The sequence below is a fragment of the Cupriavidus sp. SIMBA_020 genome (assembly GCF_046535395.1).
Taxonomy (GTDB): domain Bacteria; phylum Pseudomonadota; class Gammaproteobacteria; order Burkholderiales; family Burkholderiaceae; genus Cupriavidus; species Cupriavidus campinensis.
Map to the genome: position 1 here is coordinate 219,992 of NZ_JAWRWU010000003.1, position 25,822 is coordinate 245,813.

Below are 25,822 nucleotides of genomic sequence, written 5' to 3' on the forward strand. Positions count from 1 at the left end.
CTTGTTGGCAGGTTAGTTCTGGCCGCTGGCCGGCTGGCGGGCCATGCGGGCGGCGTATTCGTCAGTGGAACGCTGCTCGCGCCGCGCGGTGACCTGCTGCTCGCGCACTTCGGCGCGGGTGATCAGCGTGTCGAACGAGTTCTGGCGGCGCTTCTGCTGCTGCCAGTTGGCACGGCCAGCCAGCAGGTCGGCCTCGGCCTTGGCCAGCGCGCTGGTCTGCTGGCGGATGGCGTGGTCGAGCGAGTCGAGAAAGCGCGAGAAGTCCTGCCAGCGCCCCGAGGTCATGCCCTCCGCCGCGATGGCCTGCATGCGCGTGCGGTACTCGTGGCGGTATTCGGTCAGCGCCAGGAGCTGCTGCTCGGCCTGCGTGCGCAGCCCCTGCAGCCGGCCCAGCTCGCGCGTGGCCTTGTCCGTGTTGTCCTGGGCCAGTTCGGCCAGCGTGTTGAGCGGGGTGGGCTTAGCCATGTTGCGTCCTCTCGAAGAGATCGTGCAGGCGGGCGATGGAAGCTTCGTAGTCCGCGCGCTCATGGATGTCCTGTTGCAGGAATGACTCCATGCGCGGGTGCAGGCGGATTGCGAGGTCCAGTTCCGGATCGTTGCCGGGCACGTAGGCGCCCACGCTGATCAGGTCACGGTTGCGCTGGTAGCGCGACATCAGTTGCTTGAAGCGCCGCACGGAGGCGAACTGCGGCGGCTCGATCAGCGCGGTCATGGCGCGGCTGATGGAGGCTTCCACGTCGATGGCCGGATAGTGGCCGCTCTCGGCCAGGCTCCGGGACAGCACGATGTGGCCGTCCAGAATCGCGCGGGCGGAATCGGCGATGGGGTCCTGCTGGTCGTCGCCCTCGGTCAGCACGGTGTAGAAGGCGGTGATGGAGCCGCCGCCCTCGGGGCCGTTGCCGGTGCGCTCCACCAGCGTGGGCAGCTTGGCGAACACCGAAGGCGGGTAGCCCTTGGTGGCCGGCGGCTCGCCGATGGCCAGGGCGATCTCGCGCTGGGCCATGGCGTAGCGGGTGAGCGAGTCCATGATCAGCAGCACGTGCTGGCCCTGGTCGCGGAAATACTCGGCCAGACGCGTGGCGTAGGCGGCACCCTGCATGCGCAGCAGCGGCGAGGTATCGGCCGGCGCGGCCACCACGACGGAGCGCTTGCGGCCCTCTTCGCCCAGGATGTTCTCGATGAAGTCCTTCACTTCGCGGCCGCGTTCGCCGATCAGGCCCACCACGATCACGTCGGCGCTGGTGTAGCGGGCCATCATGCCCAGCAGCACGGACTTGCCGACGCCGGAACCGGCGAACAGGCCCATGCGCTGGCCACGGCCCACGGTCAGCATGCCGTTGATGGCGCGCACGCCCGTGTCCAGCACGGTTTCGATCGGGGCGCGCATCAGCGGGTTGATCTGCTGGCCGGCCAGCGGCACTTCGGTGGCGGCGGAAATCGGGCCGAGCCCGTCGAGCGGACGGCCGGCGGCATCGAGCACGCGGCCCAGCAGGCCGTGGCCCACCGGCAGGCGCTTCGAGCCGGGTTCGCGCGGGGACGCTATGCCGGACGGCTGCGGCGACGGTTCGAGCGGATAGACACGGGCGCCCGGCACCAGGCCGGCCACGTCCGATTGCGGCATCAGGTAGAGGCGGTCGGCGCCAAAGCCGACCACTTCGGCCTCGGCCGTGCGCGGGCCGCCATGGGCGTGCTGCGTACCCGGCAATTCGATCAGGCAGTCGCTGCCCACCGGCATGCGCAGGCCCACGGCTTCCAGCACCAGCCCGGCGGCGCGCGTCAGGCGGCCACAGGCGCGCTTGCTATCGACCTCGGCAATACCGGCCGAGGCGCTGGTCAGCGCGTCGCGCCAGCGCGCGGTGTGCAGCGCGGCGGAGGCCGGTGCCGACGGGGGCACCGGCTGGGCCGGCGCGGCGGGCTGGGCGTCATGCATGCGGGGGCTCCCACGGGTCGTTGCGGCCCAGGGCCTTGATCACACGGCTCCAGCGGGTGGCCAGGCTGGCGTCCAGCTCGCCGCTCGCGGCGCTGGCGATGCAGCCGCCGCGCGCCACGGTGGCGTCGGCGCGCACGGTCCAGCCGGCGGCTTCCAGTTCGCCGGCCAGATGGGTTTCCACCAGCGTCACGTCCTCGGGGTTCAGCAGCAGGCAGGGCGAGCCGGAGAGCGGCGGCTCGGCCGCCAGCAGTTCGCGCGCGGCGGGCAGCAGCGCGGCGGGATCGGTCTCCATGGTCTTGCGGACCAGCTGGCGCGCCACGTCCAGCGCCAGGCCGACCAGTGCATCGGCAATCTCGGTATCCACGCGGCCCAGCGCGTCGCGGAAGTTGCCAGCCAGTTCCTGCAGCCGGGCGGCTTCAGTGCGGGCCGATTCCAGGCCGCGTGCATAGCCTTCGCGGTGGCCGTCGCCATAACCCTGGGTCTGGCCCTGGGTGTAGCCCTGGGCATAGCCTTCCTTGCGGGCGCCTTCGCGCATCGCATGCAGGGCTTCGAAGTCGATGGACGGCGGGGGCGGCGGCTCGGCGGGCAGCTGGACGGACTCGAGCGCCTTCTTCAATGCGTCGCGCGGGTCCAGCGACACCATCTGCCAGCGCTGCCAGGCGTCTCCGCGTGAGCGGGCGCGCACCGGGCTGGGCGGCTCGAACGCGCTGAAATTGTCGAACGGGTCGCTGGCACCGGCGCCACTGCCACTGCCGATGCTGGTGCCGGTGTCGCCACGGGCGGGCCCGCGGCTGGCGGCAAAGCCGCGCTCAAACGTAGGCATCGTCTCCTCCGCCAATCTGGATTTCGCCCGATTCCGCCAGGCGTCTCACCACCTGCAGGATGGCCTTCTGCTCGGCCTCCACCTGCGACACACGTACCGGTCCCAGCGCTTCCAGGTCTTCGCGCAGCATCTCGCCCGCACGGGTGGACATGTTGCGGATGAACTTGTCGCGCAGTTCCTGCTGGGCACCCTTGAGCGCCACGATGAGCGATTCGGTCGCCACTTCCTTGAGCACGCGCTGGATGCCGCGATCGTCCACTTCCAGCAGGTTCTCGAACAGGAACATCTCGTCGATGATCTTCTGGGCCAGGTCGCTGTCGTGCGTGCGCACGCCGTCGATGACCGCTTCCTCGTGGGCCGTGCTCATCAGGTTGATGATCTCGGCCGCCGTGCGCACGCCGCCCATGCGGCTGCGCTTCAGGCTCTGGCCGGCCAGCAGCTTGGTCAGCACGTCGGTCAGCTCCTGCAGCGCGCCCGGCTGTACGCCGCCGAAGGTGGCAATACGCAGGATCACGTCGTTGCGCAGGCGGTCCGTGAAGAAGCCCAGCACTTCGGACGACTTCTGGCGGTCCAGGTGGATCAGGATGGTGGCGATGATCTGCGGGTGCTCGTCCTTGATCAGTTCGGCCACCGAGGTGGCGTCCATCCAGTTCAGGGAGTCGATGCCGCCGCCCGGATCGCGCGATTCCAGGATGTCCTCGATCACGGACAGCGCGCGTTCCTCGCCCAGCGCCTTGTTCAGCACGCTCTTGATGAACGAGCTGGAGTCCACGTTCAGTGCCAGGTACTGCTCGGTCTCGCCGCGGAACTCGGCCAGCACCTCGGCCATTTCCTCGCGCGTTACCGACGACAGGCTGGCCATCGCCGAGCCCAGCCCCTGCACTTCACGGGGCGACAGGTGCTTGAACACCTCGGCGGCAGCGTCCTCGCCAATCGCCATCATCAGGATGGCGCTCTTCTGCAGGCCCTTTTCGGGCATTCCCTTACTGGCGTTCGTCATGGGACATCCAATTCTTGATTACGCTGGCGACCAGGCGCGGGTCGCGTTGCGCGGCGTCGCGCACCAGGGCGAGATCGCTTTCGTACTTCGCGGCCAGGCGCAGGACTTCCGGATTCTGCGTTTCTTCCGGCGGCAGGAGCACGGCCTCGGTGGCGTCCGTCGTCTCGGAGGGCGCGGGCAGCGGCGGGGCGGTGTACTTGCGCAGCACCGGACGCGCCACCTTGAACCACAGGAACATCGCCAGGATGGCCAGCAGCAGGTAGCCGACGCCGGTCTTGGCCAGGTCGATCATCTGCGGTTGCTTCCACAGCGGCAGCTCGGGTTCCTTCTCCGCGTTGTCGGTGAACGGGCTGTTGACCACGTTCAGCGAGTCGCCGCGGTCAGCCGAGTAGCCCATCGCTTCCTTGGTCAGGTTCTCGATCTGGGCCAGTTCCTTGGCGGAGAGCGCCTCGGTCACCGGCTTGCCCTTGGCATCGAGCTTCTGGCGGTAGTTCACGACCACGGCCACCGACAGGCGCTTCACGCCGCCCGGAGCCTGCTGCACGTGACGCACCACGCGGTCCACCTCGTAGTTGGTGGTGGCGTCGCGGCGGCTGGTGCTCGGGCCGGTCTTCTCGGCGGTCTGCGTGGTCTGGTTCGCGTTGGCCTGGGCCGGCGGATTGGGCTGGCCCGGCTGGCGCGGCGGCTGCGGCGTGGTCACCGGCGCCACGGCGGCGGCCGGCGGCTGGTTCGACAGCGCGCCCGGCACGCCGCCCACGGGGGAGGCGCCCTGCGTGCTCGACTCGCTGGTCTGCTGGCTGCGGATGACCGCCTTGGTCGGGTCCTGGTTCGGCTTGTAGCTTTCGTCGGTGTGCTCGACGGACGAGAAGTCCACGTCGGCGGTGACCTGGGCGTGGACGTTGTCCTTGCCGAGGATCGGCGCGAGGATGGCTTCCACGCGCTTCACGTAGTTCTGTTCCACCTGCTGCACGAACTTGAGCTGGCTGGCGTCCAGCGAGCGGTCATTGGTGCCGGAGAGCAGGTTGCCGTGCTGGTCGACGATGGAGATCGACTTCGGCGTGAGTTCGGGCACGCTGGACGAGACCAGGTGGCTGATGGCGGCGACCTGGCCTTCATCGACGGCGCGGCCCGGGTAGAGCTGCAGCACGATCGACGCGGTGGGCTTCTGGCGCTCGCGCACGAACAGGGTGGGCTTGGGGATGGCCAGGTGCACGCGGGCCGACTGCACGGCGCCGATCGACTCGATCGAGCGGGCGAGTTCGCCTTCCAGGCCGCGCTGGTAGTTGACCTGCTCGGCAAACTGGCTGATGCCGAACTTCTGGTTATCCATCAGCTCCATGCCGGCGTTGCCGTTCTTCGGCAGGCCCTGGCTGGCGAGCTTGAGGCGCATTTCGTGCACCTTGTCCGCCGGCACCATCAGCGCGCCGCCGCCTTCGGCGAACTTGTACGGCACGTTCATCTGCTGGAGGGAGGCCACCACGGCGCCGCCGTCGCGCTCGGACAGGTTGCTGTACAGCACCTTGTAGTCCGGCGTGCGTGACCACATCACGCCCACGGCGATGGCCGCGACCAGTGCCGCCCCGCCGAGCATCAGGGGCAGGCGCGGATTGGCCTTGAGCTTGTCGACCAGTGCCGCGCCGTTCGGCAGGGTAGCCGCCGCGTTCATGCGCGCGACTCCGGCGCGGCAGGGTTAGTCCTGCCCTTGCCACTTTCGCCTTGGCTGCCGTTAATCATTTCGGCTTGGCTCACATTACGCTGCTGAAAAAACACGCGCACTCCCCGCTGGTTGATAACAGGCCGGGGCGGTGCGTCGATACGCTTGGATCCGCCAGATCCGGCACGGTAGCGATGATCGGCCAGAAGGCTGATGGACAATTGGCTGAATAGGCGAGGTTTTCCCGCCGAATTCATCCTTTGGGCTGGTGGCGCGGGTGGGTACAGTGCGAGCACTGAAAACGGACTGCGTGTGATGTATCAGGCGCGTGGTTCGGGAAACCCTCTCACAGAACCGGACGCGTCATGACGATCTCCTCGATTGAAGGCATGCTCCAGCAACTGCGCGGCCTGGCGCAGGTGGCTGGCGGCGGCAGCACCAACCAGGCCCCGGCGGCCTCCACCGAAGGCTTCGCGGGCGAGCTGCAACGCTCCATGCAACGCCTGAACGCCGTGCAGGACCGCGCCTACGGCCAGGCCGAAGCCTTCGAAATGGGCAAGCCCGGCGTGGCCCTGAACGACGTGATGATCGACATGCAGAAAGCCAACGTGTCGTTCCAGACGGCCGTTCAGGTGCGTAACCGCCTGGCGGCGGCGTACCAGGAAATGATGAATATGCCGGTTTGACGACGGCTTTCCGGCCCGCGTAGCTGTTGGCGCGTGGGTTGGGAACGACAAAAAGGCCATGTCGCGCTCCCGCGACATGGCCTTTTTGTCGTCTTTCGTCGTCTGTTATCCCGTCTGTTATCCCCTCACACCCTGAAATACTCCGCCGCCGCCCGTTCGTAGGCGGGCTTGCAGATCAGGTCGCCGGCTTCGCCGGCGTAGACCAGGCAGTCGCCCGGGGTTTCGCGGTTGAGTACGCTGACGCCCTGCGAGATCACCGAGCCGTTGCGGACGTGGCTGCGGCCGATGATGGCGGTGTTGGGGTACATGACCACGCCGTCGCCGATGACCGGCGCCACGCCGTGGTTCTTGCCCACGGTGGAGTTCTGGTACAGGACCAGGTAGTTGCCGTAGGTGGCCTTGGCCAGGACGATGCCGACGGAGTGGCCGATGAAGAACACCTCGGGCATCTCGATCTCGTAGAACAGGTCGATCGCGTTGAGCGCCTTGTTGAGCAGGAACAGCTTGGTGCAGGCCTCGCCGTTGCGCTCGTTGCGCCAGATCGTGTTCGACAGGTAGTACAGGTACTGGCAGTACTGCGACGAGTGCAGGTAGTTGAACTGGCCGGGGCGCCACATGCGCACGGCGTCGATGCAGCGGCCCACGCGGGCCAGTGCCTCGTCCATGTGGCGGGACACCACGGGCAGCAGCGCCGCGTGGCGGCCATCCGGCACCAGGTTGGCCACCTGGGCGCAGGTGTAGGCAGCCAGCGACTCGCGGGTATGGCCGATCAGTTCCATGGCTTGATCCCTTCCAGATGGCTGGCCATCACGTCGCGTACGTCGCGCGGCGCCACGCCGAGGCTGCGCAGCGCCTCGGTGCTGCACACGGCGGCCCGTTGCACGGGCGAGGCGCGGGTCAGCGCGATATCCCAGCCGAGCCGGTTGAAGACCTCGGCCAGCTCGCCGTTGGACACATTGGCGCCGCTGGCCACGTTGAAGATGCCGCTGGCGCCGCCCGTGGACATCGCGGTCAGCGCGCCGACCACGTCGTCCAGGTGGATGTAGTCGCGCACGAAGCCGGCGTCGCTGTCGAGCGTGAACGCGCGCTCGGTGGCCGCGCGGATCAGCCATTCGGACAGGAAGCCCGGCGAATCGGCCGACCAGTCGAACACGCACGAGAGCCGCGCCACGGCGGCGCGGCCGGCGGCCACGGTCAGGCAGAGGTTCTCGCCCAGCCCCTTCGACAGGTCGTACAGCGCGCGCGGGCTGGCCGGCTGCAGCGTCAGCGCGGCGGCCTCGTCGCCCACGGGCAGCTGCGAGGTGTCGTACAGCCGCGTGGAGGACAGGTAGACCAGATGCGCGAAGCGGTTTGCGCGCAGCACATCGGCCAGCAGCGAGACGTGCGCCGTGACGGTGTCGAACGGGCGTGCCGCGAAGTCGGCGGTCAGGCCGGCGCAGTAATACACATGGCCCAGGTCCCGGGTGAAGAGCGCGCGGTCGCCGCGCGCGGGCACCCAGACCTCATGGCCGGCACGCCGCAGCGTGTCCGCCAGGCGGCGGCCGACAAAGCCGGCCCCGCCAATCACCGTACAGCGCATCACTTTCCTCGGGGTCGATCAGTTGACGGGATGGTGGAGCGCCGGGTCACGGTGCCACAGCAGCTTGGGGCTCACGCCCGGCACCACCGCGAAATCCTTGCCCGCCAGCAGCGCCGGGTCCTTGACGGCCACCATGTTGAAGCCGTGCGCCGGGCCTTCCAGGTAGACCTGGTCCACCGGCACCAGCTCCACGGGGCGGCCTTCCATGTTCACGTTCGAGTTGAAGTCGCGCACGGCGTAGACGTGGTAGCCAAAGCCGGTGAGCATGCGGATGATCTCGGCGTTCTGCAGGCCGGCGCTCCAGTCCACGTAGTGGCGGTGCACCTCGAACACGAGGTTCGGGGCTTCGCCGGCCGGGCGGGCCAGCTGCTTCGCCGCGCCCTTGAACACGTTCAGTTCGGCGCCTTCGATATCGAGCATGATCAGGCCGAGCTTGTCCACGTTCTGCTGGGCGCAGTATTCGTCGATGGTGATGGTCGAGAAGCTGTCGTCTCCGGCGGGGCCGTCGCTGTGCTCGGCGTGGGCGAACGAGTCGTGGCCCACCAGGCGCAGTTGCGTGGTGCTGTCCGACCACAGGCCCAGGCGCCAGCTGCGGATGTTCTCCACGCCGTTCAGCGTGGCGTTGTTGCGCAGCATGCCGAGCTGGTCGGCATTCGGCTCGAACGCGTGGCAGGTGCCGCCGGCCTGGGCCAGGCGGCGCGCCATCAGGATCACCTGGTCGCCGAAGTAGGCGCCGCCCACCACGGCATGGCCGCCGCGCTCGCACAGCTTCAGCAGCAGCTTGGTGGTCTGCGGCTCCCACACGTGGTCCGGTTGCGGCGGCGTGCTCATCAGGAAGTCGCGCGCGATCTTGGTGCGGTACAGGAATTCGAACACCGTGCCGTCGGCCAGCGTCTTGCGCAGGCGCGACTGCTCGTTGTACATGGCATCGACGATCGGGCCGGTAATGTCGTCACGCACGCTGCCTTCGTAGGCGTCCAGGTCTTGCTCGATGCTCTTGCACAGGGCGATGACCTTGTCGCGGGCGGCGGCGCTGCCGCCCACCGTGCGCAGGGCGTCGGACAGCTTTTGCAGATGTTCAGTCGTCATGGGTGGCTCCGCTTGGATTGTCAGGTTCGAATAAAAGGGGTTGTCAATGCTCGCCAAGCCCGGCGAGCAGGGGAAGCGCCAGGTCCTTCGCGGAGACCATGCGGTCCGCGCAGTCTGGCCAGTCAATGCCGATGGCGGGGTCGTCCCAGCGTACGCCGGCACTGCTGCCGGGCGCGAACGGCACCGTCATCTGGTAGAACACCTCGGAGAGCGCCGTGCGGGTCTGGAACCCGTGTGCGACGCCCTTCGGGATGTAGATCGCGCGCTGGTTGTCCGCCGACAATTCCACTGCCTGCCATTGCAGGTAGGTGGCGGACGCGCGGCGCAAATCGAGGATCACGTCGTACACCGCGCCGGTGGTCACGCGCACGAGCTTGTCCTCGGCATGCGCCCCGGTCTGGAAGTGCATGCCGCGCAGGATGCCGGCGCGCGTGTTGCGCGAGACGCTCTGCTGCACGAAGTGCGCATCGAGGCCATGCTCGGCGAACGCCGCCACGCAGACCGTGCGCGCGAAGAAGCCTCGCGCGTCGGGCAGCGGTTCGGGGTCCACCAGCCAGGCGCCGGCGATGCGGGTCGGGGTGAAGATCACGGCAGGACCACGGTATCGGGAATGGGCACCACGAAGCGGCCGCCCCAGGCGCGGATGCCGGCCATCTGCTCGACCACCTCGTCCTTGATGTTCCACGGCAGGATCACCAGGTAGTCGGGCCGGCTGGCGTAGATGGAATCGGGCGAGCGCACCGGAATGCGCGTGCCGGGCAGCAGCTTGTTCTGCTTGGCCGGGTTGCGGTCCACCACGTATTCGATCAGGTCGGCGTCGATGCCGCAGTAGTTCAGCAGCGTGTTGCCCTTGGCGGCGGCGCCGTAGGCGGCCACGCGCTTGCCGGCGCGGCGCGCCTCGATCAGGAAGGCCAGCAGGTCGCGCTTGGCCTGGCGCACGCGCTCGGCAAAGCGGGCGTAGCGGTCCGGCGAGGTCAGGCCGCCAGCGACTTCCTCATCCAGGCAGGCCTGCACGGCCGGCGTGGTGGCGCGGCGCGAGGCCTGGTGGCAGGCAAACAGGCGCAGGCTGCCGCCGTGCGTGGGCAGGTGCTCGATATCGAACACGCGCAGCCCGGCGCGGGCGAGGATCGGCACCAGCGCCGTCAGCGACAGGTAGGAGTAGTGCTCGTGGTACAGCGTGTCGAACTGGTTCTGCTCCAGCAGGCGCAGCAGGTGCGGGAACTCCAGCGTGATCACGCCTTCGGGCTTCAGCACGATCGGCATGCCGCCCACGAAGTCGTTGATGTCAGGCACGTGGGCCAGCACGTTGTTGCCGAGCAGCAGGTCCACCTGCCAGCCTTCCACGCGCAGGGCGCGTGCGGTGCGCTCGCCGAAGAACAGCTCGCGGCTGTCGATGCCCTTGGCGCGGGCCGCCTCGCCGGTATTGGCGGAGGGCTCGATGCCCAGGCATGGCACGCCGTTCTGGTGGAAATACTGGAGCAGGTAGCCGTCGTTGCTGGCGATCTCCATCACGCTGCTCGCCGGGGTCAGGTCGAAGCGCTCGGTCATCGCCGTCACGTAACGGCGGGCGTGTTCGAGCCACGAGGTGGAGAACGACGAGAAGTAGACGTAGTCGTCGTGAAAATGGGTTTCCGCCGGCGTGGCGTCGCGCAGCTGCACGAGCCAGCACTTGTGGCACACCATGGCGTGCAGCGGGTAGAACATCTCGCCCTGTGCGATGTGCTCCGGCCGGATGAAGGCATTGGAGACCGGCGACAGGCCGAGGTCCACGACGGTTTGCGTCAGCGGCGCGCCGCAGGCGCGGCAGCAGGGGGTAGGAGCGGTGGCAGCAGTGGTCATGCGCAGAATTGCTCGATCTGTTGTTCGGTGATGGCGCGGGCCTGGCCCGGCTCGTGCTGGACCGTGCGATACCAGCGCGCGGTGGCGGCCAGCGCCTCGTCCAGCGTCCAGCGCGATTGCCAGCCCAGCAGCGTGTGCGCCTGGGAGGAATCGAGGTACAGGTTGCGGGCCTCGTGCGGCGCGGCGCCCGGCGGCGGGCAATGCGCCCACTGGAGTTCCGGCCAGTGTGGCTGCAAGCCGCCCAGCACGCGCGCGACTGGCAGGTTGTCGCGCGCTTCCGGGCCGAAGTTGAAGGCGGTGGCCAGCGCGGCGTCGCCGGCCAGCAGCCGGGCGCCCAGCAGCAGGTAGCCGTGCAGCGCTTCCAGCACGTGCTGCCACGGCCGTGTAGCCTGCGGGCTGCGGATCTCAAGGACGGCGCCACGGGCGGCAGCGCGGGCGGCATCGGGAATCAGGCGGTCCTCCGACCAGTCGCCGCCGCCGATCACGTTGCCGGCGCGGGCGGTGGCCAGCAGCACGCCACGCTCGGCCAGGAACGACTTCCGATAGCTGGCGGCCACGAGTTCCGTGCCGGCCTTGCTCGCGCTATAGGGGTCATGGCCACCGAGCGGATCGGTCTCGCGATAGCCCCACAGCCATTCCTTGTTGTCGTAGCACTTGTCGGTGGTGACCACGATGACCGCGCGCACGGACGGGCAGGTGCGCACGGCGTCGAGCAGGTTGACCGTGCCCATGACGTTGGTGGACCACGTCTCGGCCGGGTCGCGGTAGCTCGCGCGCACCAGCGGCTGGGCCGCCAGGTGCAGCACGATCTCCGGTTTCGCCGCGTGCAGCGCGCGCGTGAGCGCGGCGGCGTCGCGGACATCGCCCACCGTATGCTGCGCGAGCGCCGGCGCCACGCGCGCGGCGTCGAACAGGCTCGGCGTGGTGTTGGGGGCCAGCGCATAGCCGCTGACGCGCGCGTCCAGCCGCGCGAGCAGCAGCGCCAGCCAGGCGCCCTTGAAGCCGGTGTGTCCGGTGACGAAGACGCGCCGGCCTGCGAACGCGGAGAGCGCCGCCGACGGGGAGGCAGTCGACACCATTACCAGGTCTTCCAGGGCGCCTTGCCGGATTGCCAGAGGTCTTCCAGCAGGTTCTTCTCGCGCAGCGTGTCCATCGGCTGCCAGAAGCCGGTATGTTCGTACGCGGCCATCTGGCCGGAGCGGGCGAGCTGGCGCATGGGGGCTTCTTCCCAGCTCGTGGCGTCGTCCGGCACCAGGTCGATGACTTCCGGCTGCAGGATGAAGAACCCGCCGTTGATCCAGGCGCCATCGCCGCGCGGCTTCTCGGTGAAGCCGCACACCTTGTCGTTGTCGCGTTCGAGCGCACCGTAGCGGCCCGGCGGCTGCACGGCAGCCACAGTGGCGCGGCGGCCGTGCTCGCGGTGGAAGGCGATCTCGGCGGTAATGTCGATGTCGGACACGCCGTCGCCATAGGTGAAGCAGAACGGCTCGCCCGGCGTCAGGTATTCACGCACGCGGCGCAGGCGGCCGCCGGTCATCGAGTCCTCGCCGGTATCCACCAGCGTCACGCTCCACGGCTCGGCCTTGCGGTGGTGCACGGCCATGCGGTTCTCGCGCATGTCGAACGTGACGTCGGACATGTGCAGGAAGTAGTTGGCGAAGTACTCCTTGATGACGTAGCCCTTGTAGCCCAGGCAGATCACGAACTCGTTCACGCCGTGCGCCGAGTACATCTTCATGATGTGCCAGAGGATGGGCTTGCCGCCGATCTCGATCATCGGCTTCGGCCGCAGGTGCGATTCCTCGGAGATGCGGGTGCCCAGGCCCCCGGCCAGGATGACGGCCTTCATGCTGCCACCTCCTCGGCGGCGGCTTCGGGTGCGCCCTGCGTGGCCACCTCGATGCCGATCACCTCGAACACGGTAGGCGGCGGCGAGGCTTCCAGCACGTCCAGCGCCAGGCCGAACTGCTCGTCGAGCAGCTGGGCGAGGGCGGACTTGTCCAGTTCGAGTTCGTCGAGCCAGAGCGCCAGCTTGCGGTACAGCGGCAGCGCGTACGGGCGCATGCCGATGGCTTCCACCAGCAGGTCGATGGCCGCGTCAGCCTCGCCGTTGTGGTACTTGAATTCGGCCAGGCCGTAGGCCACCACCCAGTTGCGGTACCAGGTGGAGGTCAGGTTCTCGAGCACGTTGAGCAGCGGCACCCATTCCTTCAGGTGGATGTGAGCGGCCACCGACATCACCAGGTCCTCGGCGGGATACCACGCGCCGGCGAAGAACAGGCCGGAGCGGCGCGGTTCGGTGCGGGCGGGAATCGGCTTGGTCTCGCTGCAGATCTCGGTCAGCTGGTCCTCGAACCAGGTGGCGAAGCGCTGCGCGTCGAACATCTCGCTTTGCTCCGCACGCGGACGGATCGACATGCGGATCTCGTTGAGCTGCTGCACGTCGGCCGCCAGCGCGCAGGCCACGTCGACGTAGCGCTCCTCGGTGTCGCAGATCAGGTCGTCCAGGCCGGCGGCGTGCAGGAACGGGGCCGACACGCGCTGGTGGAAGGTGTCGCCGGAGAAGGTGACCACGGGCACGCCCATCCAGATGGCGTCGCAGGTGGTGGTGCCGCCGGTGACGGGCGCGGTGTCCAGGGCGATGTCGATGCGGTGGTAGGTCACGTACTGCGCCGCGCCGTCACGGTTGATCAGCTCCACGCGGCTGGTGTCGATGCCATGGGCTTCCATGCGTTCGTAGAGCATCTCGCGCACGTTGTCGCGGTCGCAGCCGGTGGCTTCCACGAGCATGCGGGCGTTCGGGCAGCGCGCCAGCACGGCGCTCCACAGCCGCATGGTCTTGGGACCCAGCTTGGCGATGGTGTTGCAGGAGCCGAAGGTGATGTAGCCGTTGTTCAGCGCCGGGGTCGGCTGCACGCGGAAACGCGGGTCGTAGATCTTCAGCGGGTTGGTGACGATCGGGTGGTAGGCGCTGAACACGGGCGCCCGGAGCAGCTTCTCCGTGTAGTTGTGGTCGAAGCCCTCCGGATCGGCGGTCCAGTCGGTCACGCGGTACTCGATCTGCTCCATGCCGGTGGTGCCGGGGTAGCCCAGCCACGTCAGCTGCTTCGGGGCCAGGCGATGCACCATGTAGGTCAGGGGCGAGGCGCCCGTGTAGCCGCCCAGGTCGACCATGACGTCGCAGCGCTGCGCGCGCACGGCCTTGACCACCTCGGCCTCGGACATCTTGTAGAGGTCGTGGAAGCCCTCCGCGTAGACGCGGATCTTCTTGGTGATGTTGTCGTTGACGTTCGACAGCGAGAACAGGTGCACCTCGAAGCGGGTGCGGTCCAGATTGGCGATCAGCGGAATCAGGAAGTAGGCGCAGGCATGGCGGCGCAAGTCGTTCGACAGGATGCCGATGCGGATCCGCTCGCCTTCGCTGGCGCGCAGCGCCGGGGCTTCCACGGGCGTGCGCGCCAGCGTGCGGGCCCAGTCGGTGGCCTCGCGGCGCAGTTCCTCGGCGCCGATGGTTTCGTCGTAGAGCAGCGAGAACAGCAGGTTGGAGCGGTTCACGCGCTGCAGCGGGTCCAGCGCGCAGGCGCGGCGGAACACGGGAATGGCTTCGATGGTGCTGCCCGATTCGCGCAGCGCGGAGGCGTAGTTGCCCACCGCCACCGGGTCGTTCGGCAGCAGGCTGGCGGCTTTCTCGCCGGCCAGGCGGGCTTCGAAATAGTCGCCGGTATAGAACATGGCCGTGCCGAGCACCTGCCACAGATGGGCCGAGCCGGGCTGGAGTTCCAGGCTGCGCTGGAGCAGCGGAATGCCGGCGGTGTAGTTTTCCAGGGCCACCTCGAGCGCGCCGACCAGGCCCAGGAAGCCCGGATGGTTCGGGAAGCGTTTCATGCCGGCTTCCGCCAGCCGCTTGGCTTCCTCGCTATGGTGCAGGCCGGACAGGCACAGCGATTCGAGGTAGTACGGTTCGGGGAGCGTGCCGGCAATGCGCTTGGCAGCGCGGGCGAGCTTCAGCGCGTCCGCGTACTTGTTGGCGTGGTAGGCATTCCAGGCCTGCTGGATGGTCCGCTGCGCGGGACCCATCGAAACGTTCTTGGTCATGGCGTTGTGCTTTGCAAAGGCGCGGTGCCAGCCCGGACGGCAGACGGGCTGATCGATGCGTGCACAGTAACAAGGGACGTTCCGCGTCATCGGCCGGAACACGGGCCGAAATTGGCGCTATTTCAGCGTGGGTGCCGTTCTCGGCGCCTGTGGGACGGGGCGGGCCGGGTCAGGTGAGGGCTGGAAGGGCCGGCACGGCGTCCGGCTGTTCCATCCGGTGCAACCAGACCAGCAGCTCGGCCACGGCCACATAGAGTTGCGGCGGGATCTGGCTGTCGAGGTCTACCTGCATCAGCAGGTTGACCAGCGCCGGGGAGCCGTGCACGTAGACGCCGGCCTCGCGGGCGCGGGCGATGATGGCTTCGGCGGACAGGCCGTAGCCCTTGGCCACCACGCGCGGCGCCTTGTCGGCGGATTGGTAGGAAAGCGCGACGGCGGCGTCGCGGTGCGGATCGTTCGCGCTCATGGCTGGGCTGCCGGCATGGCGTCCAGGCGCGCTTCCACCTCGGTGGCCGCGCTGACGTTGAGGTTCAGCAGGGAGATGCCGTGGGCTTCCAGCTGGCCGCGGAAGTCAGCGCCTGCTTCGGCCAGACGGCCAGCGGTGGCGCGGTCGTCGGCCACCAGCCGGGCTTCCAGCCCGTGCGCGCCGAGGGTCAGCACGGCATCGACATGCCCGAGCCGGGGCAGGTTCAGGCGCAGCCGGGTGCTCCAGGTCGCGGCATCGGCCGATGTGGGCGAGTGCTCACCTTGCTGCTCGCGCGTGACTTCCCAATCTACGGGCATGCCGGGCCAGGCTTCCACGGTCCAGCGGAACTGCTGCGTGGCGAGCAGCTCCAGCTGCTGGCGCACCACGCCTTCGCTGGCCGGGTGGACCGGCGGGCCAACGTCGGGCTGCTGCGGGGCGGCGGGCTGGTCGGCCGCATTCCAGCTGGCGATGATCGCCGCGCGCTGGGCCTGGGCGATATGGTGGCCTTCGTGCGAGACCTCGGCCGTGATCTGGTACGCATGCGCCGCCGCATTGGCGTGCGCGGCGCGGCGCTGCTCGGCGGCCGGTGTCGATGGCGTGGCCTGGCCGGGCAAGGCGCTGGCGCTGGCGGGTTGGCCAGGCTGGCCAGCTTGGCTCCCGGCGTCGGCGCCATGGCCGCGCGCGGGCTGCGCCGGCACGCCGGTGGTCAGCGGAAAGATGGTCGGGCGCGTCAGTTCCGCCAGGATCGCGGCGCTGGGTGTCGGTGCGGGCGCGGCGGGCGGTCCGCCATAGGGCAGCAGCGCCACCGGCGCACCGGCGCCGGGCGCGGGTTGCTGCGGCGGCGTTGCCGCTGGCGAGGCCGGCTGGGCGGGCGAGTTGGGCGCGGGGGGCGGGCGCAGGCCGGCCTGCGGTTCCTGGAGCAGGGCGGACAGCGGGCGCTGGCCCACCACCCATTGCGCCACATGCGATTCGTAGAACAAGCCGCTCTGGTCGACCAGCGTGGCGAGCGCTGCGGACAGCGTGGCCGCTGATGCGTTGCCCGCGCCGGGCGCGGTGGACAGCAGCGGGGCCCGCGTCTGCAACGGCTGCGCGTCGCCCGATTCGAACAGATCGAGGATGGCGCGCGCGGCAAAGCTCAGGGTCTCGCGCGTGGAACTGGTCAGCGCGTTGCCGCGCGCATCCATGCCACCGGGGCCGACCACGTTGGGCTGGCGGGCCTGGACGGTCTCGCCCGTGGACGACTGCACGTCGCCCTGGGAGACCTCCTGCACCGGCATCAGGGCCGCGAGTTTGTCGATGGCCAGCGCCGGGCGCGAGAGTTGCGTGTCCGGTGCGGCGTGGGGCACCAGGGCCGCCGGGATTTGGATGCCAGTCATGGGCGCGTGTCAGCGGTTGGCGATGGACGTGATACGCGTCGGTCGATCCCTTCCGCAAGCACGGAAGGGCGGTGGAATCAGGCGGTGGCGCCGTAGGCGGCGGACAACTCGAGCTTGCGGCGCGAGCTGTTCAGCAGTTCGCCCAACTGGGCCAGGCGCGGCATGGTCAGGTCGCGGATCCGGGCATCGTACGCCAGGATGCGCTCCAGCAACTGGAAGCGGCGCAGGCGTTCGTTCTCGGTGAACGGCTTGCTGTGATCGAGCAGGCGCAGGCGATCCACTTCGGCCATGTAGACCTGCTGGAGATCGTTGAGCGCATCCCAGTTGGACGCGCGCGCGGCTTCGAGCATCTGCTCCGAGAGCACCAGCAGCTCTTCGTAGCTTCTGACGATGGGGGACATATCGAACATCTCAGGATTCCTGCAGGGCGGGCTGCGTGATGGCGGTCGGTGCAGCGGGCTCGGCGTCAGTGGGCGCTGCCGGGTCGATGGCGGTCCAGGCCGAGGCAAGATTCTCGAGCAGGGCATCCACTTCCGACAGCAGGGTAGCGTCGCCGCGCAGGTTGGCCAGCATCAGGCGACGGGTCATGTATTCATACAGCGATTCGAGGTTGGCGGAGATTTCCCCGCCGGCCTCGTGGTCCAGCACCGCGCGCAGCCCGTTGTCGATGATGTTGATCGCCTTGGAGATGGCATTGCCGCGCGCCTCCAGCTCGCCATTTTCCAGGTGGAACCTGGCACGGGCGATGGCCGAGCGGGCGCCGTCGTACAGCATCGCAATCAGCTTGTGCGGGCTGGCGCTCATGACCCCGGTCTGTACGCCGACCTGGGCATAGGCGTTGATGGCTTGGCGCGCGAACATGTTGCCTCCGTTAAATTACTTGCTGCTGGTGCCGTTCATGGCGGCGAACTGCTGCGTCAGGTAGCTGCTGGTCTGGTTCAGTTGCGAAACCAGCAGGTCCAGCTGCGTGAACTGGGCGCGGTAGCGGTCCATGGTCGACGTGACACGGTCTTGCGTGGCCGTGTACTTGTCTTCCAGGTCCTTCAGCGTGGCGGTGATGCCGTCGGTGACAGCCGTCAGCGCGCCAGACGTGCCGTTCAGCGAGTCGACATAGTCGGTGACGGTCTTGCCCATGCCGGCGGCGCCGTTCACGCCCGAGAAGAAGTTCGACAGGCCCTGGACGCCGCCGGCCAGTGCCTTGTTCAGCTTGTCGTCGTCGATTTCCAGCTTGCCGGCGTTCTCGGGCGTCACGTTGAACTCGATGCCGAGGTCGGACAGCGTGAGCGAGCCGCCGTTGCCATCGGACATCGGGGTGTTCAGCATCGAGCGCAGGCGCGTGGTGATGTTGCGCAGCGTGCCGTCGCCGTTCAGCGCGCCGGCGGTGCCGGCCTCGGTATCGAACGTGGTCAGCGAGCCGACGGCCGTCAGGATGTTGTTGTATGCGGTGACAAAGCCCTGCACGGCAGCCTTGATGGACGCGTCGTCGCGCGTCACGCTCATGTTGGTGGTGCCCTTGGACTTCAGCGTCAGGGTCACGCCCTGGGCGGCGTCCACCACGGTGTTGCTCTGGCTCGTGACATCGATGCCATTGATCTTCAGCGCGGCGTTGGCAGCGGCCACCTTCTCGGACATGCCGTTCGGCTGCGTGGCCAGGGCGGGGTCGTAGGCGACGACGTCGCTCACGGCGCTGTCGCTGGCGCTCACGCGCATGCCGGACTGCGTGCCGGTCTTGTCGGACGTCAGCACCAGGTGATAGGGCGTGCCAGAGCCGTCGTTGATGATGCTGGCGGTCACGCCGATATTGGCCTTGTTGATCGAGTCGCGGATGCCTTCCAGCGAGGTGTCGGAGCCGATCGTCACCGTCTTGGTGCTGGTCGGCGTGCCGCCCGTGGCGAGGTCGGCGCCGAAGTCCACGGTGATCGTGCCGCCGCCGATGGCGGCCTTCTTGTCGGTTACCTGCTTCGAGACCAGCGATTGCGCCGTGGCCAGCGATGTCACGTCGATCTGGTAGCTACCCGCCACGGCGGTGGCGTCGGTGGCGGCGCTCAGCACGCTGTCCGAGGTCACGCTGGCCTTGACGGCGCTGTACGTGGCGGCGGTGCCGAGCGTCTTGGCGGCGGCCGAGTAGGCATCCAGCACGCTCTTGATGGTGCCGTAGCCGGACAGCTTGGCCTGGTAGCTCTTGGCCTGGTTGTTGATCTGCGTGAGCGGGAGTTCTTCGGCTGCCTGGAGCTTGTCGAGCAGCGTTTGCAGTTCGAGGTTGGAACCGATACCGATGGAAGAGATTGCCATGTCTTTTTCTACCTATTGTTTTTTGACTTCAACTGGGAGGTTGCAGATGTCAGACGGCGTGGCTCACGAACAAACCCTGGAGCTTGTCGATCGCGCGCGCCAGGCGCACAACGTCTTCATTCGGCATCTGCCGGATGATCTCGCCTGTCTCCTTGTCGAAAACCGTGGTGATCACGCGATGCGTCTGGTCGTCGATGGCGAAGCGCAGGCCAATGGAGGTGGTCTTCAGCACGTCCACCAGCTCCTGCACCGCAGCGGCGGTATCGGCAGGGGCGTCGGCGGCGGGCCGGGTGTCCGCGCGGTCGGCTTCCTGCGACGGGCGAACGGCCTTCACCGTGGCGGTCGGGGCGGCGGAAGCCGGCGCGATGGCCACGGTGTCGGCGGGAATGCGGGCCGCCGGAGTGGAAACGGGATTGGGAGTTGCCATGGTTTGCTCCGTCCGGTGAGGCGAGGGGTTCTGCTCGGTTGAAACGCTTTGCAGGCAGTGGGCTGCCTGCAAAACATTCCGGCAAAAAAGCCGGGCCTTGCGGCCCGGCCTTCTTGCGGCGCGGCGATTAACGCAGCAGCGACAGCACGTTTTGCGTGGTCTGGTTCGCTTGCGACAGCACCGAGGTACCAGCTTGTTGCAGGATCTGCGCGCGGGTCATGTTCGACACTTCCGTTGCGTAGTCAGCGTCTTCGATGCGCGAACGCGAAGCCGACAGGTTGTTCACCGTCGTGCTCAGGTTGTTGATCGTCGACTCGAAACGGTTTTGCACAGCACCGAGGCTCGAACGCAGGCTGTCAACCGAAGCCAGCGCGGAGTCCAGCGTTGCCAGCGGGTTGGTCGTGGCGGCCTGTTGGAAGTCCGAAGCTTGCAGCGACGAACCCGTCAGCGTGAAGCCAGCGGTCGAACCGGACACCGAAGCGTCGGTCGGCTTGACGGCGATGTACATCGTGGTCGACGTGGCGGTACCGTTGCCAGCGAAGCCCTTCGACGACAGAGCGGCGTCGTCGGCGGCGGTCAGGCCGGTCATGCTCACTTGCACGAACCAGTTGCCCTTCGAATCCGTCACGACGGATTGCGAGTTGATGGCAGCCGAGGTGTTCAGGCCCAGAGCGCGCTGGATGTCAGCGGCGGCGATGCCGGTTGCCGAAGCAGCCGTCACCGGGGTGGCGGAACCCAGAGCCGTCTGCGCAGCGGCGGAACCGATCGAAGCCGTGGCGCCTTGCGGGCCGGCAACGCTGAAGCCAGCAACGCCGAGGGTCTTCGACGTGATTTGCTTCAGGGCGATCGAGATGGTTTCGCTGTCGTTGGCACCAACCTGGATCGACATGTTTTGATCCTTGGCCAGGACCTTCACGCCGTTGAACTGGGTCTGAGCCGACACGCGGTCGATTTCCGACAGACGCTGCTTGATTTCGTCCTGGATCGACTTCAGGTCCGAAGACGAGTTCGTGCCGTTGGCGGCTTGCACCGACAGTTCACGGACACGTTGCAGGTTGTTGTTGACTTCGCTCAGCGCGCCTTCGGTCGTTTGCGCGATCGAGATACCGTCGTTGGCGTTACGCGAAGCTTGCGTCAGGCCCTTGATGTTGGCGGTGAAGCGGTTGGCGATGGCTTGACCAGCAGCATCGTCCTTGGCGCTGTTGATGCGCAGGCCCGACGACAGACGCTGGATCGCGCTGTTCAGCGACGATTGCGACGTGTTCAGGTTGCTCTGCGTTTGCAGCGACAGAATGTTGGTGTTGATGACTTGCGCCATGGTACGACTCCTATTTGCAATGTTTTAGGCATTCCGGCGGGTGCCGTAACGTTGGCTGCCTGCGTTGCAGGGCGTAGAGTGCCTCCGTTGCAAGGGTTATCGACAGGGCGGTAGGAGACTTTAGAGTGATCTTTGCGAGAGTTTGCGGGTGTGGCCGGAAACCCGCGGCGTTATTGCGGATGCCGGCCTGCCCGGGGGAAGAACGGGGCGCCGCCGGTGCGGGCCGGCCCGGCGGCGTCAGCGCCGCTTGCGGGTGCGCGGTATATATAGACGCACGAAATCGGGCGACGCCTCGGCGTCCAGCACCGCCGCATCGGCTTCCGGCGCGTGCGCCGGCGTCACCACGGTAATGGCGCGCTTGTAGACCACCGTGGGCGAGGGGTCCTCGCCCGTTTTGCCCAGCAGAATCATGTAGTTGTCCGAGGCCAGCACGATCCCGGTCAGCCGCGTGCCATTGGAGAGGTGCACGATGACGGTATTGCGGCTGGCGCTGTGGGCCGCAAAGTGCAGATGCTGCAACTTTCGGCTGGGACGGGGGACCTTTTTTTCCTGCTTCACAACTTCTCCGGAAGAGCCCGCGAGGGTTCTGGCGGCTGTCAATGGTCCGAGGACCAGGCGCATGGATCGAGGTCGCACTAAAAGTGACGGGCGGGGCGCCCTGATCCTGGCGTGATATGAAACATTCGCTCTCGGAGCCGCGGCAGGGGCTCACCTTCATCACAATAGCGGGCGCGCCTTCCGAACGGGGGAATGGCGCTATCCGGCCGAGCGGTTCGGTCGGCCCTGCGAAGAGAGAAGGGGAATACTTCAGCCGGGAGGGTAACAAAATTTTACAAGTGTTGACAAAGTCGGCTAGCAGACGAGGTCTAGAGGTAAAGCTCTATTTATTTTATTGATGCAGTCGGTGTGATTGAAGTAGCACCTTTCGCTATCAGGGCCTGACAGAAAGCAACGCTTGCGCCGCCATCCGCTCGGGCTAAAGCTTTGCGGGACGCTGCCGATAATTGCCGATATGCCCGAATGTGCGGCATGGCAGCACATGGATCACGAAAGTGCTCAATTCGTTACAGCCGCCATCAGGGTATGCCCTGATAGAAGCTCGATTTACACCTCATGTAAGCGGGTTTATATTCCGAGGTTCGGACCGGTTTACCCCCGGTCTTTCACAGCAGTCCTGAAAGCCTACGAGCACCCCGCGCGTGGGCTTCTTTTTTTTGCCCTCGTCGTTTCGTCGCGGTCTGGTGCCGCAGTGGCCGTGGTCGGCCGGGCCGGGGTGCCCGGAACAGATTAGACGCCACGCGCTGACGCGGCAATTTGACGAACTACCGGCACTTTTCCCCCTATTTCGATTTTCCGCTCAAGAAGCGCGCCGGCCTGCCCGATAGCGCTGGTGGCGACACCCGGATTCCGGTGGACGCCAGACGACCATCCGAACATCGAAAAAAGAGAGAAAGGTACGCTGAGATGGGCTTGCGAAACATGGGTATCGGGGCACGACTGTCCCTGGCATTCTGTGCGGTGGTGTTGCTGCTGGCGGCCGTGGCGGCCGTGGGCGTGACCGCGCTGCGCGGCATGAACGAGGCGATGCACCAGGCGGTGGAGCAGCGGCTGCTGCGCGTGATTGACCTGAACCGCGTGAAGGAGAGCGCGCTGATGATCGGCGTGCTGGTGCGCGACGGCGCGCTGACCGAGGACGTGGCGCTGGCTGCACAGAACGCGGACGCGATCACGAAGATGCGCGAGGAAATGGGCGCCGGCCTCGATGCCTTCGGCAAGGTCGTCACCGCCAGTGGCCGCGCCGAATCCATGGCGAAGTTCGGGCAGCTGACCGAGGCCCGCAAGGCCTACAACGGGCAGCTTGACCTTGTCATGCAGCAACTGCGCGCTGGTGACTTCAATAGCGCGCGCGCTGGCCTGATCGTGACGCTGCCGGCGGCGCAGGCCGCCTACTTCGACAATCTCGACCAGTTTGCCTCGATGGGCCGGAAGATGGCCGTCGACGCCGTGGGCGAGGCCTCCGCCCAATATGTCTTTGCCCGCAACCTGCTGATCGGCCTGGCGGCCGCTGCCGCCGTGATCGCCGCGCTGCTTGGCCTGGCCATCACCCGCTCCGTGACGCGCCCGGCCGGCCAGGCGCTGGACGCTGCCGAGGCGCTAGCCCAGGGCCGCCTGGGCCATCCCATTGCCGTGCGCACCCAGGACGAGATGGGCCGCATGCTCGGCGCGATGGAACGTGCCTTCGGCCAGCTTGGCGTGCTGGTGCGCGGCATCCAGCAGGCCGCCGGATCGATCGACACGGCGGCGCGCGAGATTTCCATCGGCAATACCGACCTGTCCCAGCGGACCGAGCAGCAGGCGGCCTCGCTCGAGGAGACTGCCGCCTCGATGGAAGAGCTGACCTCCACCGTGCGCCAGAACGCCGAGAATGCCCGCCAGGCCAACCAGCTGGCGGTCAACGCCTCGGATGTGGCCACGGAAGGTGGCCGGGTGGTGCGCAGCGTGGTGGACACCATGGACGGTATCTCGAAGTCCTCCGCGCGCGTGGCCGAGATCATCAGCGTGATCGAGGGCATCGCCTTCCAGACCAACATCCTCGCGCTGAACGCGGCCGTGGAAGCGGCCCGTGCCGGCGAGCAGGGCCGGGGCTTCAGCGTGGTGGCGGCCGAGGTGCGCAGCCTGGCGCAGCGCTCGTCGTCGGCGGCCAAGGAGATCGGCGAACTGATCAACAGCTCGGTGCGTCAGGTACAGGACGGCGCCAAGCAGGTGGAAGTGGCCGGCAAGACCATGGACGATATCGTTGGCGCCGTGCGCCGCGTGACCGACATCATGGGCGAGATCAGCGCGGCCAGCGAGGAGCAGACCGCCGGCATCGAGCAGGTCAGCCTGGCGATTACCCAGATGGAATCGGTGACGCAGCAGAACGCGGCACTGGTGGAGCAGGCCAGCGCGGCGGCCGAGAGCCTGATGCAGCAGGCCGGCGGGCTGGTGTCCGAGGTGGCGCGCTTCGACCTGGGCGGCGTGCGCGCCCCCGAGGCGCATGCCCACGCGGCCGTGGTGACGGCTGCGCCGCGCATCGCCGCCCCTGCCAAGGCCAAGGCCAAGGCTCCGGCCCTGGCCGCGCCGGCCCCCGCCCGCGTGCGGGCCATCAGCCGCCCGGCCGCGCCCGCGCTGCCGGCCAAGGCAGCGACTGCTCCCGCACCCGCCCCGGCGCCGCGTGGCGCCCGCGCCCCGGCTGTGCCGGCTGCGGTGCGTCCGCCGGTGGCGCGCAAGCCGCAGCCGTCGGTGCTGTCCGCGCGCCAGCCGGTCACGCCCGCCAAGCCGCGCCCGGCGGTGACGCCGCAGCGCAAGGAGCCCGTGCTGTCCACGCCGGCCCGCCGGCGTCCCGCCGCCGCGCCCGCGCCTGCCATGGTCGAGGCCGGCGACTGGGAAACCTTCTGATCTTCTGATCTTCTGGCCTTCTGATCTTCTGATCGATAGTAGTGGTCCCACCTTCAGGCGGCGCCCGGCGTCGCCCGGTGTCCTCCTGAAGGTAGCCTGTAAGCCGCCTGTAAGCCATACGGCACTTCGGCAAGCAGGGCCGGCGGCATGCGCCTACAATACCGGCTCTCCTTGACCACACAAGAGCAGGCACGGCCGGTCGCGCCGCCGTCTGCCACGCAGGCCTTCCATGTCCGCCTCTTCCGTGCCGTCTTCCCCCCCGCAGCCCGCTCGCGCCCCTGATACCCCGCCGCCAGACGTGCCCGTCATGCAGGTGCTGTTCGGTCTGATGCTGGCCATCCTGCTCGGTGCGCTGGAACAGTCGATCGTGGCCGTGGTGCTGCCGGACATCGCCCTCCAGCTGAACGGTTTCGAGGACATGGCCTGGGTGATCTCGGCGTATCTCGTGGCCTCCACCGTGGTGACGCCGATCTACGGCAAGCTGTCCGACGTGCTCGGGCGCCGTTCCGTCCTCTCGTTCTCGATCGTGCTGTTCCTGCTGGCGTCGATCTTCTGCGCCATGGCCACGACCATGCCAATGCTGATCCTCGCCCGCATCCTGCAGGGCCTGGGCGGCGGCGGGCTGATCTCGGTCTCGCAGGCGACCATCGCCGATGTGGTGCCGCTGCGCGAGCGTGGCCGCTACCAGGGCTACGTGAGCGGGGTCTGGGCCGTGGCGAGCATGGCCGGCCCGGTCATCGGCGGTTACCTGGCGCATTTTCTGTCCTGGCGCTGGATCTTCTGGATCAACATCCCGCTGTCCCTGCTGGCGCTGGTGGTGGTGCGCCGCGCCCTGCGCCACCTGCCCGTGGGCGGGCGCCGGCACCGCATCGACTACCTCGGCGCGCTGCTGTTCGGCGGCGGGCTCTCGGGCGTGCTGGTGTTCCTGACCCGTCTGGGGCAGGGCCACTCGCCGCTGGAGCTCCACACGCTTGGTCTGCTGGCGGCGGGCGTCGTCGGCATGGTGCTGTTCGTCTGGCAGGAGCGGCGCGCCGTCGATCCGGTGATTCCGCTCTCGATGCTGCGTGTGCCCACCGTGGCCATCTGCTGCACCACGCTGTTCCTGTGCTTCTTCCAGTTGATTGCGATGTCGGTGCTGCTGCCGCTGCGTTTCCAGGTGGTGGGCGGCGCCCATGCCGACACCGCTGCGTTGCGGCTGGTGCCGCTGACGCTGGCGATTCCGTTCGGCGCCTATATCTCCGGGCGGCTGATGTCGTGGAGCGGCCGCTACAAGCCGATGCAGCTGGCCGGCTCGATCATCGCACCGCTGGCCATCGTGGCGCTGGCGTTCATGCCGCCGCACGCCGTGATGGCGTCCGCGCTGGTGATGATCGTGCTTGGGCTCTCCATCGGGCTGCAACTGCCGAGCGGGCTCGTTGCCACGCAGAATTCGGTGCCGCCGCAGCAGGTGGGCATCGCCACGGCGCTGACCGCCTTCTCGCGGCTGCTGGGCGGGGCGGTGGGCGTGGCCGTGCTGACCACGGTGTTGATTGCCCTGCTGCGCCATAGTGGGATGGCCGTGAGCGACCTCGGCGGCGGCGAGGATGTGCTGATGAGCATGTTCCGGCGCGCCATGGGTGCGGCCAGCGATGGCGACGCGGCGGCGGTGCGCGTGGCGGCCGAGCAGGCGTTCCGCACGCTGTTCCTGTTCAGCGCGGCGGTGTCCCTGATTGCCCCGTTCCTGGTGATGCGGCTGCGCGAGACCACGCTGCGCGGCAGCCCCGTGGCGGCATCGGCGGCGGCCAGCGCGGCGGAGTAGTTCTATATAGCA

At 67.8% G+C, this 25,822-nt stretch carries 24 protein-coding genes; 3 read left to right on the forward strand and 21 right to left on the reverse strand.

The window, feature by feature from the left end; genetic code table 11:
• Window positions 1-12 precede the first annotated feature (12 nt).
• The 5 genes from fliJ to fliF are packed head-to-tail and all read right to left on the reverse strand — an operon-like array spanning window position 13 to window position 5,419.
• Window positions 13-465: a flagellar export protein FliJ gene (gene fliJ / locus SB751_RS07925; protein ID WP_144202967.1), complete on the reverse strand. Its 453-nt coding sequence runs from the start codon at window positions 463-465 to the stop codon at window positions 13-15.
• Window positions 458-1,930, reverse strand: a complete 1,473-nt coding sequence (gene fliI, locus SB751_RS07930) for a flagellar protein export ATPase FliI (protein WP_410747921.1) — start codon at window positions 1,928-1,930, stop codon at window positions 458-460. The genes fliJ and fliI overlap by 8 nt, the downstream gene beginning before the upstream one ends.
• Window positions 1,923-2,753 carry a flagellar assembly protein FliH gene (fliH, locus tag SB751_RS07935; RefSeq protein WP_144202962.1) on the reverse strand — a complete coding sequence of 277 codons (831 nt, stop codon included), beginning with the start codon at window positions 2,751-2,753 and terminating at the stop codon, window positions 1,923-1,925. The genes fliI and fliH overlap by 8 nt, the downstream gene beginning before the upstream one ends.
• A complete protein-coding gene (fliG, locus tag SB751_RS07940; RefSeq protein WP_144202960.1) occupies window positions 2,740-3,753 on the reverse strand; it encodes a flagellar motor switch protein FliG in 1,014 nt (337 codons plus the stop codon). Before fliG ends, fliH begins: the two co-directional genes overlap by 14 nt.
• Entirely contained in the window at window positions 3,737-5,419 is a 1,683-nt protein-coding gene (gene fliF / locus SB751_RS07945; protein ID WP_410747922.1) for a flagellar basal-body MS-ring/collar protein FliF, read from the reverse strand. The genes fliG and fliF overlap by 17 nt, the downstream gene beginning before the upstream one ends.
• Window positions 5,420-5,772: 353 nt before the next feature.
• Between fliF and fliE the strand changes: the two genes are divergently transcribed.
• Window positions 5,773-6,093 carry a flagellar hook-basal body complex protein FliE gene (gene fliE, locus SB751_RS07950; RefSeq protein WP_092295476.1) on the forward strand — a complete coding sequence of 107 codons (321 nt, stop codon included), beginning with the start codon at window positions 5,773-5,775 and terminating at the stop codon, window positions 6,091-6,093.
• A gap of 125 nt (window positions 6,094-6,218) precedes the next feature.
• On the opposite strand, the gene SB751_RS07955 is transcribed toward fliE, so the two are convergent.
• From SB751_RS07955 to SB751_RS08030, 16 genes are all read right to left on the reverse strand, one after another.
• Window positions 6,219-6,872: a hypothetical protein gene (locus SB751_RS07955; protein WP_187645218.1), complete on the reverse strand. Its 654-nt coding sequence runs from the start codon at window positions 6,870-6,872 to the stop codon at window positions 6,219-6,221.
• Window positions 6,863-7,672 carry an NAD-dependent epimerase/dehydratase family protein gene (locus tag SB751_RS07960; protein WP_144202954.1) on the reverse strand — a complete coding sequence of 270 codons (810 nt, stop codon included), beginning with the start codon at window positions 7,670-7,672 and terminating at the stop codon, window positions 6,863-6,865. The genes SB751_RS07955 and SB751_RS07960 overlap by 10 nt, the downstream gene beginning before the upstream one ends.
• 18 nt (window positions 7,673-7,690) lie before the next feature.
• Window positions 7,691-8,761, reverse strand: a complete 1,071-nt coding sequence (locus tag SB751_RS07965; protein WP_144202951.1) for an FkbM family methyltransferase — start codon at window positions 8,759-8,761, stop codon at window positions 7,691-7,693.
• Window positions 8,762-8,804: 43 nt separating this feature from the next.
• Window positions 8,805-9,350, reverse strand: a complete 546-nt coding sequence (gene rfbC / locus SB751_RS07970; protein ID WP_211944182.1) for a dTDP-4-dehydrorhamnose 3,5-epimerase — start codon at window positions 9,348-9,350, stop codon at window positions 8,805-8,807.
• Entirely contained in the window at window positions 9,347-10,600 is a 1,254-nt protein-coding gene (locus SB751_RS07975; protein WP_144202945.1) for a class I SAM-dependent methyltransferase, read from the reverse strand. Before SB751_RS07975 ends, rfbC begins: the two co-directional genes overlap by 4 nt.
• Window positions 10,597-11,679: a CDP-glucose 4,6-dehydratase gene (gene rfbG / locus SB751_RS07980; RefSeq protein WP_144202942.1), complete on the reverse strand. Its 1,083-nt coding sequence runs from the start codon at window positions 11,677-11,679 to the stop codon at window positions 10,597-10,599. Before rfbG ends, SB751_RS07975 begins: the two co-directional genes overlap by 4 nt.
• Window positions 11,679-12,449: a glucose-1-phosphate cytidylyltransferase gene (gene rfbF, locus SB751_RS07985; protein WP_144202939.1), complete on the reverse strand. Its 771-nt coding sequence runs from the start codon at window positions 12,447-12,449 to the stop codon at window positions 11,679-11,681. The genes rfbG and rfbF overlap by 1 nt, the downstream gene beginning before the upstream one ends.
• Window positions 12,446-14,695 carry a hypothetical protein gene (locus SB751_RS07990; protein WP_410747923.1) on the reverse strand — a complete coding sequence of 750 codons (2,250 nt, stop codon included), beginning with the start codon at window positions 14,693-14,695 and terminating at the stop codon, window positions 12,446-12,448. The genes rfbF and SB751_RS07990 overlap by 4 nt, the downstream gene beginning before the upstream one ends.
• Before the next feature lie 169 nt (window positions 14,696-14,864).
• Window positions 14,865-15,161: an EscU/YscU/HrcU family type III secretion system export apparatus switch protein gene (locus SB751_RS07995; protein ID WP_144202933.1), complete on the reverse strand. Its 297-nt coding sequence runs from the start codon at window positions 15,159-15,161 to the stop codon at window positions 14,865-14,867.
• Window positions 15,158-16,537, reverse strand: coding sequence for a flagellar hook-length control protein FliK (locus SB751_RS08000; protein ID WP_144202930.1), 1,380 nt, complete (start codon window positions 16,535-16,537; stop codon window positions 15,158-15,160). Before SB751_RS08000 ends, SB751_RS07995 begins: the two co-directional genes overlap by 4 nt.
• A gap of 77 nt (window positions 16,538-16,614) precedes the next feature.
• A complete protein-coding gene (locus SB751_RS08005) occupies window positions 16,615-16,947 on the reverse strand; it encodes a flagellar protein FliT (protein ID WP_144202927.1) in 333 nt (110 codons plus the stop codon).
• A 1-nt stretch (window position 16,948) separates the two neighbouring features.
• A complete protein-coding gene (gene fliS, locus SB751_RS08010; RefSeq protein ID WP_144202924.1) occupies window positions 16,949-17,398 on the reverse strand; it encodes a flagellar export chaperone FliS in 450 nt (149 codons plus the stop codon).
• Between the two features lie 15 nt (window positions 17,399-17,413).
• Window positions 17,414-18,829: a flagellar filament capping protein FliD gene (gene fliD / locus SB751_RS08015; protein WP_144202921.1), complete on the reverse strand. Its 1,416-nt coding sequence runs from the start codon at window positions 18,827-18,829 to the stop codon at window positions 17,414-17,416.
• A gap of 49 nt (window positions 18,830-18,878) precedes the next feature.
• A complete protein-coding gene (locus tag SB751_RS08020) occupies window positions 18,879-19,256 on the reverse strand; it encodes a flagellar protein FlaG (protein WP_144202918.1) in 378 nt (125 codons plus the stop codon).
• A gap of 127 nt (window positions 19,257-19,383) precedes the next feature.
• A complete protein-coding gene (locus SB751_RS08025; RefSeq protein WP_144202915.1) occupies window positions 19,384-20,574 on the reverse strand; it encodes a FliC/FljB family flagellin in 1,191 nt (396 codons plus the stop codon).
• 237 nt (window positions 20,575-20,811) lie between these two features.
• Entirely contained in the window at window positions 20,812-21,132 is a 321-nt protein-coding gene (locus SB751_RS08030; protein WP_144202913.1) for an RNA chaperone Hfq, read from the reverse strand.
• 906 nt (window positions 21,133-22,038) lie between these two features.
• Here SB751_RS08030 and SB751_RS08035 point away from each other — a divergent pair.
• On the forward strand, window positions 22,039-24,012 hold the full coding sequence (locus SB751_RS08035) for a methyl-accepting chemotaxis protein (protein ID WP_410747924.1): 1,974 nt from the start codon (window positions 22,039-22,041) through the stop codon (window positions 24,010-24,012).
• A 229-nt stretch (window positions 24,013-24,241) separates the two neighbouring features.
• Window positions 24,242-25,810 (forward strand): MDR family MFS transporter, encoded by a 1,569-nt coding sequence (locus SB751_RS08040; RefSeq protein ID WP_244845169.1) that lies wholly within the window; start codon window positions 24,242-24,244, stop codon window positions 25,808-25,810.
• Window positions 25,811-25,822 lie beyond the last annotated feature (12 nt).

Bases quoted from the DNA above. Each gene is read 5' to 3' on its own strand.
- fliH (WP_144202962.1), bottom strand. From the start codon at position 2,753: ATGCCTACGTTTGAGCGCGGCTTTGCCGCCAGCCGCGGGCCCGCCCGT.
- fliF (WP_410747922.1), bottom strand. From the start codon at position 5,419: ATGAACGCGGCGGCTACCCTGCCGAACGGCGCGGCACTGGTCGACAAG.
- fliD (WP_144202921.1), bottom strand. From the start codon at position 18,829: ATGGCAATCTCTTCCATCGGTATCGGTTCCAACCTCGAACTGCAAACG.
- SB751_RS08035 (WP_410747924.1), top strand. From the start codon at position 22,039: ATGGGCTTGCGAAACATGGGTATCGGGGCACGACTGTCCCTGGCATTC.
- SB751_RS08020 (WP_144202918.1), bottom strand. From the start codon at position 19,256: ATGGCAACTCCCAATCCCGTTTCCACTCCGGCGGCCCGCATTCCCGCC.
- fliG (WP_144202960.1), bottom strand. From the start codon at position 3,753: ATGACGAACGCCAGTAAGGGAATGCCCGAAAAGGGCCTGCAGAAGAGC.
- SB751_RS08025 (WP_144202915.1), bottom strand. From the start codon at position 20,574: ATGGCGCAAGTCATCAACACCAACATTCTGTCGCTGCAAACGCAGAGC.
- SB751_RS07975 (WP_144202945.1), bottom strand. From the start codon at position 10,600: ATGACCACTGCTGCCACCGCTCCTACCCCCTGCTGCCGCGCCTGCGGC.
- rfbF (WP_144202939.1), bottom strand. From the start codon at position 12,449: ATGAAGGCCGTCATCCTGGCCGGGGGCCTGGGCACCCGCATCTCCGAG.
- fliI (WP_410747921.1), bottom strand. From the start codon at position 1,930: ATGCATGACGCCCAGCCCGCCGCGCCGGCCCAGCCGGTGCCCCCGTCG.
- fliS (WP_144202924.1), bottom strand. From the start codon at position 17,398: ATGTTCGCGCGCCAAGCCATCAACGCCTATGCCCAGGTCGGCGTACAG.
- rfbG (WP_144202942.1), bottom strand. From the start codon at position 11,679: ATGGTGTCGACTGCCTCCCCGTCGGCGGCGCTCTCCGCGTTCGCAGGC.
- SB751_RS08000 (WP_144202930.1), bottom strand. From the start codon at position 16,537: ATGACTGGCATCCAAATCCCGGCGGCCCTGGTGCCCCACGCCGCACCG.
- SB751_RS08005 (WP_144202927.1), bottom strand. From the start codon at position 16,947: ATGTTCGATATGTCCCCCATCGTCAGAAGCTACGAAGAGCTGCTGGTG.
- SB751_RS07960 (WP_144202954.1), bottom strand. From the start codon at position 7,672: ATGCGCTGTACGGTGATTGGCGGGGCCGGCTTTGTCGGCCGCCGCCTG.
- fliE (WP_092295476.1), top strand. From the start codon at position 5,773: ATGACGATCTCCTCGATTGAAGGCATGCTCCAGCAACTGCGCGGCCTG.
- SB751_RS07995 (WP_144202933.1), bottom strand. From the start codon at position 15,161: ATGAGCGCGAACGATCCGCACCGCGACGCCGCCGTCGCGCTTTCCTAC.
- SB751_RS07955 (WP_187645218.1), bottom strand. From the start codon at position 6,872: ATGGAACTGATCGGCCATACCCGCGAGTCGCTGGCTGCCTACACCTGC.
- SB751_RS07965 (WP_144202951.1), bottom strand. From the start codon at position 8,761: ATGACGACTGAACATCTGCAAAAGCTGTCCGACGCCCTGCGCACGGTG.
- fliJ (WP_144202967.1), bottom strand. From the start codon at position 465: ATGGCTAAGCCCACCCCGCTCAACACGCTGGCCGAACTGGCCCAGGAC.
- SB751_RS07990 (WP_410747923.1), bottom strand. From the start codon at position 14,695: ATGACCAAGAACGTTTCGATGGGTCCCGCGCAGCGGACCATCCAGCAG.
- SB751_RS08040 (WP_244845169.1), top strand. From the start codon at position 24,242: ATGTCCGCCTCTTCCGTGCCGTCTTCCCCCCCGCAGCCCGCTCGCGCC.